General features: G+C 58.2%; 10 protein-coding genes. 6 read left to right on the plus strand and 4 right to left on the minus strand.

Annotation, left to right across the window (positions count from 1 at the left end; genetic code table 11):
* Positions 1-225 precede the first annotated feature (225 nt).
* The 3 genes from coaE to uvrB are packed head-to-tail and all read left to right on the plus strand — an operon-like array spanning position 226 to position 3,733.
* Positions 226-867, plus strand: coding sequence for a dephospho-CoA kinase (gene coaE, locus CHY22_RS09240; protein WP_089573602.1), 642 nt, complete (start codon positions 226-228; stop codon positions 865-867).
* Positions 860-1,441, plus strand: a complete 582-nt coding sequence (locus CHY22_RS09245) for a lytic transglycosylase domain-containing protein (RefSeq protein WP_089573603.1) — start codon at positions 860-862, stop codon at positions 1,439-1,441. The genes coaE and CHY22_RS09245 overlap by 8 nt, the downstream gene beginning before the upstream one ends.
* A 51-nt stretch (positions 1,442-1,492) precedes the next feature.
* Positions 1,493-3,733 (plus strand): excinuclease ABC subunit UvrB, encoded by a 2,241-nt coding sequence (gene uvrB / locus CHY22_RS09250; protein WP_089573604.1) that lies wholly within the window; start codon positions 1,493-1,495, stop codon positions 3,731-3,733.
* Positions 3,734-3,798: 65 nt separating this feature from the next.
* Here uvrB and CHY22_RS09255 read toward each other — a convergent pair whose 3' ends face one another.
* From CHY22_RS09255 to CHY22_RS09270, 4 genes are all read right to left on the minus strand, one after another.
* Complete coding sequence (locus CHY22_RS09255) at positions 3,799-5,439, minus strand: FAD-dependent protein (protein WP_089573605.1); 1,641 nt, start codon at positions 5,437-5,439, stop codon at positions 3,799-3,801.
* 80 nt (positions 5,440-5,519) lie between these two features.
* On the minus strand, positions 5,520-6,791 hold the full coding sequence (locus CHY22_RS09260) for an NAD(P)/FAD-dependent oxidoreductase (protein ID WP_089573606.1): 1,272 nt from the start codon (positions 6,789-6,791) through the stop codon (positions 5,520-5,522).
* On the minus strand, positions 6,792-7,622 hold the full coding sequence (locus CHY22_RS09265; RefSeq protein ID WP_022094864.1) for an Mrp/NBP35 family ATP-binding protein: 831 nt from the start codon (positions 7,620-7,622) through the stop codon (positions 6,792-6,794).
* Between the two features lie 145 nt (positions 7,623-7,767).
* Positions 7,768-9,921, minus strand: a complete 2,154-nt coding sequence (locus tag CHY22_RS09270; RefSeq protein WP_158551212.1) for an LTA synthase family protein — start codon at positions 9,919-9,921, stop codon at positions 7,768-7,770.
* A gap of 193 nt (positions 9,922-10,114) precedes the next feature.
* Here CHY22_RS09270 and uvrA point away from each other — a divergent pair, with 193 nt between their 5' ends.
* The 3 genes from uvrA (at position 10,115) to murJ (ending at position 15,313) form a co-directional block, all read left to right on the plus strand.
* The gene (gene uvrA / locus CHY22_RS09275; protein ID WP_089573608.1) at positions 10,115-12,994 is read left to right on the plus strand and encodes an excinuclease ABC subunit UvrA; all 2,880 of its coding nucleotides are present in this window, start codon (positions 10,115-10,117) and stop codon (positions 12,992-12,994) included.
* A 132-nt stretch (positions 12,995-13,126) separates the two neighbouring features.
* Complete coding sequence (gene ybaK, locus CHY22_RS09280; RefSeq protein WP_089573609.1) at positions 13,127-13,627, plus strand: Cys-tRNA(Pro) deacylase; 501 nt, start codon at positions 13,127-13,129, stop codon at positions 13,625-13,627.
* A 105-nt stretch (positions 13,628-13,732) separates the two neighbouring features.
* A complete protein-coding gene (gene murJ, locus CHY22_RS09285; RefSeq protein WP_089573610.1) occupies positions 13,733-15,313 on the plus strand; it encodes a murein biosynthesis integral membrane protein MurJ in 1,581 nt (526 codons plus the stop codon).
* Positions 15,314-15,315 lie beyond the last annotated feature (2 nt).

The following is a 15,315-nucleotide window of genomic DNA, read 5'->3' on the forward strand; positions in this document are numbered from 1 at the left end:
CCAGCCCGTGGGAGGCCAGGGCGCCGCTGACCGGTGGACGGCACCGAGCCGTCGGATGACTTGAAGAAGGGGGAGGCCTCGCGGCCTCCCCCTTTTTTGCGTTTTATAGAGAGCTGTAATACAAGAACTCGCCTTCTCTTAGCTTGTCTTACTGTTTGGCTGTATTTTGAGTCCTTCTTTTGTATTTGCGCGATAATAACTCCCATTGGCGTTAGGGAGGACTTGATGTTTACCGTTTTTGTCTTGGGCAATATTGCTTCGGGTAAGTCGACTGCCTGCCGCTATCTCGAATCTCATGGCGCCATGCTCATCGATCTGGACGAACTTGCCAAATCGCTGTATGTGCCAGGCTCCGATATCGTCAATGCCCTCGCGGAAGAATTTGGCTGGGATATTTTGGACGAGGAGGGCGGCGTTCGCCGTAACATCCTCGCTTCTCGAGCTTTCGCTTCTCCTGATTCGGTCGCACGGCTCAATGACCTTGTGCACCCCGTTCTCATTGAACAGCTTTCGCTTAGGATTCTCGATCCGGTTTGTTGTACGGTTTCGTCCCCCCGTTATCCCTTTGCGGTTGTCGAGGTTTCTGCCCCGACTGGTTTTGAGGATGCTTTTGGCCTGGCTGATGAAATTCTGGTTATCAGTGCTCCTTTGGCAGTTCGTCGCGAGCGTGCCATTCATCGTGGTATGGAGTCCTCTGATTTTGATGCTCGCTCTGCATGCCAACCTGATGAGGCTTCGCTTTGCAATCTCGCTACGACGGTAATCGATAATGCGGGAGGCGATAATTCGCTCTTTGAACAACTGGACGCATGGCTTGTGCGCCATGGCTTCGGGGATGTAACGGATAAGGAGGAGGCCGATGCCTAAGACACGTTTCTTTACGTGGTATCGCGTTGCGCCACTTGCCGTTGTGCTCGTCTTCGGCTTTATTTCGCTCGTCTACTCGTATGCTCCTGCCGCCTTCTTTAAGCCTTTGTATCCAATTGACTACGAGGCGTATGTAAAGCAATCGAGCATTTCGCACAATCTTGATCCATATCTGGTGTGTGCTGTCATAAAGTCGGAATCGAATTGGGATCCCGAGGCTGAGTCGAATCAAGGCGCTCGGGGATTGATGCAGCTGATGCCCGAGACTGCCCAGGATATGATTGCCAAGGGTCTTGTCGATGGTAGCGAGTATTCCGCCGACAACCTTAACGATCCCGCTACGAACATCGAGTTTGGCTGTGCGTATCTTTCGTATCTTCTAACGTATTTTAACGGGTCGACTGACAGCGCCATTGCCGCCTATAACGCCGGCATGGGCAATGTCGACGGATGGGCGCAGCAGAGCACGTCGCTTCATAATGCAATCACCTTTCCCGAGACGCAGGCGTATCTGATTCGTGTCAATAATGCCTGGGTTCGCTACAAGACCCTCTATCCCGATCGGTTCGTATAGGACTATGCCTGCCGCCTGCGTATACTGCAGATATATGAGTTAGGAGTATCCATGGCGGAATTTGAAGTTGAGCGTGTTGGAGGAGAGCTCAAACGTTTTGGCGTTGAGGGCTCTGAGGTGCCGTTTGAGGTCGTGTCTCCATACGAGCCCGCTGGTTCCCAGCCTAAGGCCATTGAGTCGCTTGTGCAGGGTGTGAGGGACGGAGATCGCTATCAGGTTTTGCTGGGCGTGACTGGTTCGGGCAAGACCTTCACGATGGCTAAGACTATTGAGGCCCTGGGGAAGCCGACGCTGGTCATGGCTCCCAATAAAACGCTCGCCGCTCAGCTTGCGAGCGAGCTCAAAGAGTTCTTTCCCAACAACGCTGTGGTCTACTTTGTCTCGTACTACGACTACTATCAGCCCGAGGCGTATGTGCCGCAAAGCGATACATATATCGAGAAAGACTCCTCGATTAACGAAGAGGTCGAGATGCTGCGCCATCAGGCGACCGCGTCACTGCTCTCTCGACGCGATGTGATCGTTGTCGCATCGGTCTCGTGTATCTATGGCATTGGCTCTCCTGAGGACTATGCGGGTCTGGCTCCAAACGTCGACAAGAAGGTGCCGCTCGAGCGCGATGACTTTATCCATGCACTTATCGACATTCAATATGATCGCAATGACTATGACCTGGCGCGCGGCACGTTCCGCGTGCGCGGCGATGTTGTCGACGTGTATCCGCCTTATGCCGAGCATCCGTTGCGGTTTGAGTTCTTTGGCGACGAGGTCGAGCTGATTGCCGAGATCGATGAGGTTACCGGTGAGATGCTTCGTGAGTACGAGGCCATCCCCGTATGGCCGGCATCGCACTACGTGACCGAGAAGCCGAAGGTCAAGGCGGCTCTGAAATCGATCAGCGAAGAGTGCGAGAAGCGCGTGGCGGAGCTCAAGGCGACTGATAAGTTGCTCGAGGCGCAGCGTCTGCAGCAGCGCACCGATTATGATCTTGAGATGCTCGAGACGATGGGTTTTTGCAACGGCATCGAGAACTACTCGCGTCATCTGGACGGTCGCAAGCCGGGTGAGCCGCCGTTTACCCTAATCGATTACTTTCCCAAGGATATGCTCTGCATCATCGATGAGAGCCATGTGACGGTGCCGCAGATTCGCGGCATGCACGAAGGTGACCGCTCGCGTAAGGTGACGCTGGTGGAGCATGGTTTTCGCCTTCCTTCGGCACTCGATAACCGCCCGCTTCGTTTCGATGAGTTTGAGGCAAGGATACCCCAGTTTATCTATGTTTCGGCCACACCGGGCGACTACGAGCTGCGGGTGAGCCAAAACGACGTTGAGCAGATTATTCGTCCAACCGGTCTGCTCGACCCCAAGATCGATGTGCGTCCGGTTCGTGGGCAGATTGACGATCTTGAGGACGAGATTCGCGAGCGCGTTGCCCGCAAGGAGCGCGTGCTGGTGACCACGCTCACCAAGCGCATGGCCGAGGACCTGACCGACCATCTGCTTGATGCCGGCATTAAGGTCAATTACATGCACTCCGATACAGCGACGATGGACCGTGTCGAGATCCTGCGAACGCTGCGCGAGGGCAAGATCGATGTTCTCGTTGGCATCAACCTGCTTCGCGAGGGCCTAGACCTTCCCGAGGTCTCACTGGTGGCAATTCTCGATGCCGATAAGGAAGGCTTCTTGCGCAACCGCCGTTCGCTGATTCAGACGATTGGCCGCGCGGCCCGTAACGCCGATGGCGAAGTCATCATGTATGCGGACGTTGTGACCGATTCGATGAAAGAGGCCATCGAGGAGACGCAGCGCCGTCGCGAGATTCAGATGGCATATAACGAAGAGCATGGCATTGTGCCCAAGACGGTGCGCAAGGCCATCAACGACATCTCAAGTTTTATTGCCGAGGCCGAAAAAACCGTGGGTTCCAAGGGGCGCTCGAAGGGCGACTCTCTTGGACATGGCGCATTCTATACGCCCGATGAGTCGGGCGAGGGTGGCGTGCCGGAAACGGTGGCGCCCGAGCAGACACTTGCGGAGCAGTTGGAAGAACTGCCGCATGACGAGCTTGTGCGGATCGTCGAAACCATGGAAGAGGATATGCGTAACGCTTCTGCTGCCATGGACTTTGAGGAGGCGGCGCGCCTGCGCGATGCCGTCGTTCAGATTCGAGCGATGCTCGAGGGTGCGTCTGAGGACGAGACGATCGAGCGCTTACGTTCGCAGGCCCGCAAGGGTTCCACGTTCGCATCGGGCAGAAAACGCCAGGGTGCACGGTTTAAGAAATAGTGAACAGGCCCCGAGTTCCCTGTGGAGCTTGGGGCCTGTGTCTTTTGCGCGCTGGAATTCGTGCGTTAGAGGTCTGCGATCAGGGCTTCGGCACAACGGATGCCGTCGGTGGCCGCGCTCATGATGCCGCCGGCATATCCAGCTCCCTCACCACAAGGATAGAGGCCCGGGGTCGACACGGCATGGCACGTTCGGTCTCGGGTGACAGTGACCGGTGAGCTCGAACGAGTCTCCACGCCGGTAAGAACGGCGTCGGGGCGGTCGTAGCCGCGTAGCTTTTTTCCGAGTAGGGGAAGTCCCAGGCGGAGCGACTCGACGATATGCTGCGGCAGGGCTTCGTCAATTGCCGTCCAGGTCACACCGAGCGGATAGGTGGGCTTTACCTTTCCGGGCGCCTTGCTGGCACGTCCTGCGAGGAAATCTCCGACGAGCTGTGCCGGTGCGTTCCAGTTGGAACCGCCCAGGCGATAGGCGGCCGCCTCGCAGGCACGCTGGAGCTCGATGCCGGCGAGTGGGTCATCGTTGGGAAGGTCCTCGGGTGTGACGTTAACGAGCAGGGCGGCATTTGCGTTGCGTCCGCCGCGGGCATTGAGACTGGCGCCGTTGACGCACAGGTGGCCCTGCTCGGAAGAGGCGGCGACAACCTGCCCGCCGGGGCACATGCAAAACGAGAACACGCTGCGGCCGTTGGGAAGATGGGCGACGAGCTTGTAAGGGGCTGCTCCGAGGGCAGGATGTCCCGCCGAGGCTCCGTATTGGACTCGGTCGATGTCGCGCTGCGGATGCTCGATGCGAACGCCCATGGCAAAGGTCTTTTGTGCGAGGGCCACGTTGTGGCCCTTAAGGAGCTCAAAAATATCGCGAGCAGAATGCCCGCAGGCGAGGATGAGGTGATTTGTCTCGATTGGCTCGCAAGCGGCGTCTTGGGACGATTGGACATCAATACCGGTGATGGCGCCAGACGCGTCGATGCGAATGTCGACGAGCTTCGTTCGATAACGGACGACACCTCCGAGCTGCTCGATGCGCTGGGATATAGCGGTGACAACCGTGGGAAGGATGTCGGAGCCAATGTGCGGCTTGGCATCCCATAGAATATCGCGGGGCGCGCCCGCCTCGACGAAGGTTTCGAGGATAAGGCGATGGGCGGGATTTTTGGTTCCCGTATTGAGTTTGCCGTCCGAGAAGGTTCCCGCGCCGCCCAGGCCAAACTGGATATTGCTCTCGGGGTCGAGGATGCGCTCCTTTAGAAAGAGGTCGATCGCCTGCGAGCGGCGAAATGCCGGGTCGCCGCGCTCGATGAGCAAGGGCTTAAGACCTGCTTCGGCGAGCGTAAGCGCAGCGAAAAGGCCGGCGCATCCGGCGCCGACAACGACAGGGCGTTCTTGAGGTGCGTCGGAGGCGGGGGAGGGGAATGAAGGCTCATCGTCTTCTATCGCGCGTACGCGCGAGCGGTCACGCTCGGCAACGCTGTCGACCGCTTCTCGCTCGAGGTGGGGACTAGTCAGCTCAACACGAAAGCTCAGGATAAAATGGACGTCTCGTTTTTTGCGAGCGTCGATTGACTTGCGGTGGAGCTCGATGGACTTGATCTCGGAGTCCTTGCAACGTAGGACGCGCTTGGCGACTCGCTTGCCAACAATGAGACAGGCATTTTCATCGTCGGCTTCATCGAGCGACGCGTTGACTTGGGTGATTTCGATCATCGAGGTCTCCTTAGAGGCAAGAAAGAGGCCGTCCGGTATCCCAGACGGCCCGAATGCGTTTTTGATTATAGACTGCGCGGCTACAGGCTGCTTGCAGCGCGAATGCCCGAGATCCAGGCCCACGCAAGGTTAAAGCCTCCGCAATCGGCGTCGATGTCGAGCGCTTCGCCGCAGACGTAAAGCGGGGCGTCGACAACGCTGCGCGCGCGTAGGCTGGGTGTTGAGATGCTCTCGACAGATACGCCACCACGCGTGACCTGCGCTGAGCGCTCCTCGGCTGTTCCCTTGACGAGCAACTTAAAGTGCTTGAGGATCGAGACCAGGTGGATGACATCGTTGAAGCCTGGATGGCACTGCTCGAACGCTGTGCAGACGACGCGGGAGAGTTGCGGGGCGAGCATGCCGTCGAGCCAACGGGGATCGCGGGGCGAAAAGCCGCCAAGCAGCTCAACGCGCCGGTTGAGCATATTGAGCAACTCGTCTTTGGAGAGGTCGGGGAAAACGTCGAGCAGGATCGTATCGCCGTGCTGGATACGACGAGAGAGGTTGAAGACAGCGACGCCCGAGATACCGAAGGTTCGAAACAGCACTTCACCGTCTTCGTGCCAGAGCTCATTATGATTGCGGGCGAGCGTCAAGCGGGCGCGGACGCGCAGGCCATCCAACGTCTTGAGCGCCGCCCGATCGCCAAAGACCGTTGCCGATACGGGGCAGAGGATGGGGCGCAGCGAAGTGAGGGGGAGGCGAAACGTATCGGCGATACCGGTGGGGTTGCCGCCCGTGGCGATAATTACGGCATGTGCCTGCAGGGCCTCGTTCTTGCGAGGGACATCGGCGAGCGCTTTCCGAAGCGAGCGGAGCTCCGATTTTCGGTCGTCGTGCTTTTTTGCCTTGAGTGCCCGCGCCGGACGGTCTATTTGGAGTGCCCAGCCTTCGGAAGCTTTGTGCGCCGAGGCAACGTTGGCTCCGCAGATTAAGGTGATACCTAGGCGGTCGCAAACGCTGAGAAGCGCGTCGCGCACCGATTCGGCGCGAAGGGAGCGCGGGTACAGCCGGCCTTCCTCGGAGGTTGTCATGATGCCCAGCGAGGAGAAGAAACCCATAAGCTCTTGTTCGGGCTGGGGGCCCATGACGGATTCGACGAATGCGGGGTGGTTATACCGCTGAGGATCAATCGATTCGTTGGAGAGGTTGCAACGGCCGTTACCGGTCGCAAGGAGCTTGAGGCCGCACGCGACATCGCGCTCAACGATGCAGACGCTTTTGCCAGCGCGTGCGGCCGTAATGGCGGCGGCGAGGCCTGAAGCCCCGCCGCCGATTACCAAGACGTCATAGAGGGCGCTCGCGTTCACTTAGGCCTCGTCGGTCTCGTGCGGGGTAATGGCCTCGACGGCAGAGACTGCCTTGGGCAACATGCCATCGGGCAGCGCGGTCTCGACCTCGCCCTTATCGCAGGCCTCGGCGAGTGCCGGATTAATGGGAAGCTGGCCCAAAATGTCGAGGTTATAGCGCTCTGCGACCTCGGGGAGCTTGCTCTTGCCAAAGACCTCGATCTTCTTGCCGCAGTCGGGGCACTCAATATAGCTCATGTTCTCGACAATGCCCAGAATGGGGACGTTCATCTTCTCGGCCATGTTGACCGCCTTGGCGACGATCATCGAGACCAGATCCTGCGGGCTCGTGACGATGACGATTCCGTCGACCGGCAGCGACTGGAAGACGGTGAGCGCGACGTCGCCTGTTCCCGGAGGCATGTCGACCAGCAGGTAGTCGATGGGGCCCCACGAGGTCTCGCTCCAGAACTGCCTAATGGCGCCTGCGATGACCGGACCGCGCCAAAGGACGGGGTCGGTCTCGTTTTGGAGCAGCAGGTTGGAGCTCATGACCTTGACGCCGTGCTCGGAGATTTCGGGCAGCATAAGGTTGCCAAGGGCATGGACGTGGCGTCCACTCATACCGAACATCTTGGGGATAGAGGGACCGGTGATGTCGGCATCGAGGACGCCGACTTTGTGGCCGTGACGGGCAAGCTCGGTGGCGATGGCACCGGTGACAAATGACTTGCCGACACCGCCCTTGCCGGAAAGCACGGCGATGACGCGCTTGACCTCGGACAGCGTGTTCTCCTCAAATTGCGACGGCGACGTTTGTCCGCCGGCGGCCTGTGCGTGTTCGCAACCCATGTATGACTCCTTTGTATATGCTGGGGCCGGGGCCCCGCGATGTGACACGAGCGTCATTGTACCCTCGTTTGCGAGCGGGAGTCATTTGCGATGCGTTTGGGCCGAGCGTGCTTGCAATACGATGGGCCCAAGCGAATGGGCGGGCTTACTGAACTTTGCTGGCGAACTCGAGGTATTGCATGCGCTGCAGCTTGTCGATCGTCGAGGCGTAGGGGCTGTCTTTCGATTCCAAGTCGTAGCGCAGCCCGTCGGCACCGAGATAGCCGGCGACATTGATGGTGGGCACATCTGACCTTGTTGCAAGCAGGGCCTTTTGGTAATTGGTGAGCGGAGCGCCGATCTTATTAAGGGTAATGGCTGCAATCTCGTTTGCCCCGACGGTGTCGTAGACGTTGAGCTCGGTATTGCCGGCGATCTCATAGTTAGCCCAGACGAGATATGTCGACTGATAGATACGGAAGGCGTGGCTTGCCGTATCTTCCTGAGGGTACAGCTCGTCGTTGAGAGTCGTTGCGGCGCTCGGCTGATGGTCGCCAAAAAAGACAAGAACAACCGGTCTGCCGATATTGCGGAGCTCGTTGATAAAGTACTCGAGGTCCCGGTCGGATGCGTTGATGCAGGTGAGATAGGTGTTGAGCGCGCTGTTGGCGCCTTCGCTGGCTCCCTCGACCCAATAGTTTGTCAGCTCTTCGGCGGGAACGGTGCCATAGTCGTAGCCGCCGTGATTTTGCATCGTGACGTCAAAGATGAACTGCGGCGCTTCGTCGGTTCTAAGCAGGTCGAGTATCTTGTCGTAGGTGGCGTAGTCGCATACGCCGGCATGGTAATAGGGCGCACCTTCGAAATCGCCGATTGAAAGAAAGTCTCCAAAGCCCAGCTGCTGATAGATTTTATCTCGATGGTAGTTGACGGGGTTTTGCGGGTGCATAGCGGTAGCGGTATACCCAAGCTCTTTAAGGTCCTTTGCCAGGCTGTTGACGCCATTCATCTGATACAGCTGATAGGGGATTTTGCCTAATCCGACAAAGGCCGTTGTCGCTCCGGTCAAAAATTCGAATTCGGAGTTCGCCGTTCCGCCACCGGCGACCGAAGCGAGCATGGTGCCGCGAACAAGTGTGTCGGGAAGCGAGTTGTAGAATGCGGGGCCGGTGTACCCGGCCGCCTGGAGCTGCTCAAAGCACGAAAGGTCGCCAAAACTCTCGTTCATGACGGCAACAATCGTCGGCTTGATTTCATTGAACTGGGCAACGGCCGCCGCGCGCTGTTCGCTCGAGCCATATGTGCTGTCGTAGACGGTGGCGAGCTCCTGCTCGATGCTCTGCGCCTCATCGGGCGTATAGTCTTCGGGCTTCTCAATGGGCAACTCGTTGACCATTTCGGTGAACGAAGTGATAAAACCCTGAGACGCATACGTGGTGATGGGCTGCCAACGGTCAAATCCAAAATCCAGCGCCTGCTCCAAGTCGATGTTGGAAAAGCCTGAGAGCCCCACAACGGTCACTAGCAGAAAAGCACAGAGGTTAGCGGCGATAGCGGGGAAGACATGGGTGGGCGTACGGAGCTTTCGCGGTCGGATGAGCGAAAGAAGCCCCAGGGAAATCTCCAGCAGGGCGAGAGAGGTTACGATTCCGGCGGTAAAGGTAAACTCGTATCCCTCGCTCACTTCCATTGCGGTGCCAAGGGCCAAGATATCGCTTGGCAGGATGGCTTCGCCTTTAAACGTTATGACGAAGTGCTCGGCAATGCCAAGGATGCAGCAGACGACGGGCACGAGAGCCATGACGCCTCCATGACGCTGTCCCAGCAAATAAAGGGAGAGCAGAACCGTCGCGAGCAGCCCGACGGAAAACCCGAATGAGTTGGCGGGAATGCGATAGAACGTTTCGTTGCAGGCAATTTCGAGTGAAACGAACGAGAGCGCTGAAACAGCGGCGATGACAAGGATGTCACGGCAAATACAGGCAACCGTTCCCGTCGCAAGGTCGGTTTGGTCGATAAGTCCCGAAACCAAGGGCTCGACAAGAAGCATGACGGCGGCAGCACCGAGCGCCGAATAAGAAAGGACCCATAGGGAGCTGCCCTCATTTACGAGCAATTGATTCGTAACCCATGCAGCTGCCACGCCGAGCGGGATGAGGAGCGTCGCGCACCAAAAGACGCGGGCAATGGGTGGCTTTTCGTTGCGTTTGATTGAAAAATACACGCGCACGACGACGGCGGCCACGATAAGGACGGCGATGAATATGGGCAGATTGGCCATGTCGCTCGAAGTGATTTCAAGGGGGATATCTTCGGTCATGGACGTTCCTCTGGTATAGCAAATTAAGTTCAGTATTAGATTACTGTAACCTTTCCACGGCATTTCGAGAAACAAAGCGCCCGATACGCAAAGCTAAAGGTCTGCGAATCTTGTATTACGAACACCTGTGCGCGTCGAGTGCGCTAAACTCATCGGCAGTATGATTCGATGCAATAGGAGGCAAGGAGCTTCCATGTCTGATTCTTCTATCGTTATTCGCGGCGCCCGTGAGCACAACCTCCGTGATATCGATGTTTCCATTCCGCGTGACCAACTCGTGGTCATTACCGGTCTTTCTGGCTCGGGCAAGAGTTCGCTGGCATTTGACACTATCTATGCCGAGGGCCAGCGTCGATACGTCGAGAGTCTTTCGAGCTATGCGCGCCAGTTCTTGGGACAGATGGACAAACCCGACTTGGATTCAATCGACGGCCTTTCGCCGGCGGTGTCGATCGACCAAAAGACGACGTCTAAAAACCCTCGCTCGACGGTTGGCACCGTAACCGAGATTTATGACTATCTGCGCCTGCTGTTCGCCCGTGTGGGCACCCCGCACTGTCCCGAATGCGGCCGTGTCATTGAGCGCCAGACGACCGACCAGGTTGCCGACAAGGTCTTGACGGCGGGGGAGGGCCGCCGCGCGTTTGTGCTGGCACCGGTGGTGCGCGGGCGAAAAGGCGAGTACACCAAACTGTTTGAGGATCTTCGCGCCGAGGGCTTTAGCCGCGTGCGTGTCGACGGTGAAGTGCGCTCGCTCGACGATCCGATCGATCTGGACAAGAAGTTCAAGCACGATATCGAGGTCGTGGTCGACCGCATCGTGATCCGTGAGAACTCTCTGGGCCGTATCGCCGAGTCTGTTGAGCAGGCGACCGTGCTGGCGCACGGCAATGTGAACGTATACTTGCTGCCCGACCGCGACGCTCCCGAGGGGACCGAAGGCGAGTTGCTGGAGTATTCGCTGGCGTTAGCGTGCCCGGAGCATGGGCACTCCATCGATGACCTGCAGCCGCGTGATTTCTCGTTCAACGCGCCCTATGGCGCGTGCCCAGAGTGCGATGGCCTGGGCCTTAAGAAGACGGTCGATGCCGAGGCCCTAATCGAAGACCCCTCGAAGTCGATCGCCGACGGGGTCTTTGGCAGCCTGTTTGGCAACTCTAACTACTATCCACAGATTTTCGCTGCGGTCTGCAAACACTTTAAGGTGAGCGTCGATACGCCGTGGGAGGATCTGCCTCCGCGGGTGCGTCGCGCGTTTTTAGACGGCATGGGCGACCAGAAGATTTCGGTCGACTATCAAAAGCTCGATGGGCGCCGCAGCCAGTGGGACACCAAGTTCTCGGGCGTGCGCAATATCCTGTACGAGCGCTATACCGAGACGACGAATGAGAACACCAAGGCGCGCTTGGAGAAGTACATCCGCGAGGAGCCGTGCTCGAGCTGCCACGGCGCTCGTTTGCGCCCCGAGATGCTCGCCGTCACCGTGGGCGGCAAGTCCATTTACGAGGTCTGCTGCCTATCGTGCCGTGAGTCGCTCGAGTTTTTTGAGGGCCTGGAACTCACCGAGCGCCAACAGTTTATCGGCGGGCGCATCGTCAAGGAAATCCTGGAGCGCCTGCGTTTTCTGGTCGATGTCGGACTCGACTATCTGACCCTCGATCGTGCCTCGGCGACGCTTTCCGGAGGCGAGGCCCAGCGCATTCGCCTGGCAACGCAGATCGGCGCCGGCCTCATGGGTGTCCTGTACATTTTGGACGAGCCATCGATTGGCCTCCATCAGCGCGATAACGAGCGCCTGATCAAGACGCTTGAGCGCCTACGCGATATCGGCAATACCGTCATCGTCGTCGAGCATGATGAGGATACGATTCGTGCTGCCGACTATGTGATCGACATGGGCCCCGGCGCGGGCGTGAACGGCGGACACGTAGTCGCGGCGGGAACGCCTGCCGATATCATGGCGCGTCCCGAGTCGATGACGGGCGCTTATCTGACCGGCAAACGAATGATCCGGGTTCCCGATGAACGCCGCAAGCCCGGTCGCGGCTGCCTTAAGATCACGGGCGCCCGCGCCAACAACCTCAAAAACGTTACCGCCAAGATCGAGTTTGGTACGCTTACGGTCGTTACCGGCGTGTCGGGATCGGGTAAGAGCTCCCTGGTTACCGACACTATCGCACCTGCCCTTACGAATGCCATTCACCGTTCGACGCGCCCTGTGGGTCCGTATAAGAAAATCGAGGGCATCGAGTGTATCGATAAGGTTATCGATATCGACCAGTCGCCGATTGGCCGCACGCCGCGTTCCAACCCTGCTACGTACATTGGCCTGTGGGATGATCTTCGCGCGCTGTTTGCGAGTACGCCGGAGTCGAAGGCGCGCGGCTACTCGCCGGGACGTTTCTCCTTTAACGTGAGCGGCGGTCGCTGCGAAGCATGCAAGGGCGACGGACAAATTAAGATCGAGATGCACTTCCTTCCCGATATCTATGTCCCCTGTGAGGTCTGCGGCGGCAAACGCTATAACCGCGAGACGCTTGAGGTCACCTACCGTGGTAAGACTATCTCGGACGTGCTCGACATGAGCGTCACCGAGGCACTGGCCTTCTTTGGGAATATCCCGCAGATTAAGCGCAAGCTCCAGACGCTGTACGATGTAGGCTTGGGCTACGTGAGCCTGGGCCAGCCCGCTACGACGCTCTCGGGCGGCGAGGCGCAGCGTGTGAAGCTCGCCAAGGAGCTTCATCGACGCCAGACGGGCAAGACGTTCTATATTTTGGATGAGCCGACGACCGGCCTTCATTTTGAGGACGTCCGCCAGCTGCTCGATGTGCTGCAGCGCTTGGTCGATGCGGGCAACACGGTGCTGGTGATTGAACACAACCTTGATGTCATCAAGGTTGCCGACCGCCTGATCGATATGGGCCCCGAGGGCGGTAACGGCGGCGGAACCGTCGTGGTTTCGGGCACACCGGAGCAGGTTGCGGACTGTCCGCAAAGTTATACGGGCAAGTTTTTGGCGCCGTTGCTCAGGCGTGACCGGGAGCGTCAGGCTCAACTTGATGCTCAATAAATAGGCGATTCAGTTTATGGGCGCCATCGACTCCTTGTGATTCGATGGCGCTTGCTGTGTCGAAGTGACGTATGCAGCCGAATTGGACATATACTTAATCCTTGCGTCCGAATGCGAGGGAAAGGATATGCCATGGCAAAGGCTGTAAAGACGCCAAAAACCAATGCGATGCGCGAGCTGGAAAGCGCCGGCATTTCCTATGTTCTACATACGTACGAAGACGATGGTGATGAGTCGGCGGGCCTGGGGGTCGCGATTTCGGAGCAGCTTGGCGAGGAGCCCGGACAAGGATTTAAGACCTTGGTCTGCGTGACGCCGTCCAACGACCATGTCGTGTGCTGCATCCCTGTTGCCGACGAGCTCGATCTAAAGTCCGCCGCGCGTGCCGCGGGGGAGAAGTCCTTGGCCATGATGCATGTGAAGGATTTGCTTGCGGCGACTGGCTACGTTCGCGGCGGCTGCAGTCCGGTCGGTATGAAAAAACGCTACCGGACGCTCATTGATGAGACATGTGTCCTTTGGGATACCATTTTTATTTCGGGAGGCAAGCGTGGTTATCAGCTTGAGCTTGCACCCGATGATTTAATTGCATTTTGCGGGGCGACGGTCGCCCCGATTACGAGAGAGGACTGAGCGATGCCGCAGGAAGAATTGAAGTGCGGAGCTCATTTTGCAAAAGAATCTGCGCCTCAGACACCCTCATCCGAAGCTTCTTCGTCGCGAGATGGCACTGATGATATGGGCTCGTCGGACTACTCCACGGTTGGTCGTTCCGCCGGGCTTATGACCATCCTGACCATCGTGTCTCGCGTCACCGGCTTTATCCGCACATGGGCAATGGCGGCCGCTATCGGCATGTCGCTGCTCTCGTCCTCCTATCAGGTCGCCAACAACCTGCCCAATATGCTCTACGAACTCGTGATGGGCGGCATGCTCGTGACGGCGTTTTTGCCCGTGTACATGGGCGTGAGGCGTGAGCAGGGTCGCGAGGCCTCGAACGAGTACGTGGGCAACCTGCTCGGTATTCTGCTATTGGTGCTGGGTGGCATTTCGTTGCTGGGGACCGTGTTCGCTCCGGGCTTTATTTGGACGCAATCGTTCCTTTCGGGTGACGGCGGCAGCATGGATACCGCTGCGTTCATGTTCCGTTTCTTCGCCATCCAGATTCTGTTTTATGGTTTGGGCTCGGTGTTCTCGGGCGTTCTCAACGCACACCGCGACTACTTCTGGTCGACGTTTGCCCCGGTCCTCAACAATGTGATCGTCATTGCGAGCTTTATGGGCTTTGCGCCCGTGTCCGCACAGTTTGGCGAACGTGCCGGCATCATCTTGATTGCGGCCGGTACGACCCTCGGTGTCTTTGTTCAGATGGCTTGTCAGATCCCCGCGCTTGGCAAGCACGGCGTGCATCCCCATATCCATATCGACTTTAAGGACCCCGCACTGCGCCAGACGATTGCGCTCGGTATCCCGACGCTGCTCGCTACGGTGTGCATGTTTGTCTCGACTTCTATCACGAACGCTGCCGCGCTGGTGGTCCAGCCCGAGACCGGTCCTTCCGTCATCGCCTATGCGCGCCTGTGGTACACGCTGCCCTACGCGCTGATTGCCGCCTCGCTTTCGACGGCGCTCTATACCGAGCTCTCTCACGACGCACAGGAGAAGGATTACGACAGCGTTCGCACGGGCATTTCGCGTGGCGTCGCCCAGATGCTGTTCTTCCTGGTTCCGTTCGCGCTGTACCTGATTGTCTTCGCGCGTCCGCTCAACATGATCTACTGCGCTGGCAAGTTCGATGAGTCCGGCGTGGCGCTGGTGTCCGAGTTCCTTGTCTACTTGGCGTTCTCGCTGCCGCTCTACGGCGTGGTCGTGCTGATGCAGAAGAGCTTCTCTGCCTTGCTCGACATGAAGCCCTATAGCCGCTATTGCCTGTATTCCGCCATCGGCCAGGCCGGCTCGGTTCTGCTGTTTGGCGCTGTGCTGGGCTTCGGTATGCCGGCAATCGCGCTTTCGTATGTCGTCGACTACGTGATCTTGGTCGGTTGCTCGCTGTGGTGGCTGCGTCGTCGTCTGCGTGGTCTTCAGGTTAAATCTATCCTGCATGGCGGTTTCTTTGGCCTTTTGCTCGGTGGCCTGGGTGCTGCCGCAGGCGCCGGCGTCATGTGGGCGCTTGAGCACTTTGTCGGGGCACTTGGCGGCTCGATTCTGATTACTCTTGGCTACGTTTGCGTTGCGGGTGTCGTCTCGCTTGCTGTTACCTTTGGCCTTGCCGTCGTCCTTAAGATGCCCGAGGTCTCGGCGCTGATTCGTCGCAAGTAGGT

Source organism: Collinsella sp. TF06-26, from assembly GCF_002232035.1.
Lineage (GTDB): Bacteria > Actinomycetota > Coriobacteriia > Coriobacteriales > Coriobacteriaceae > Collinsella.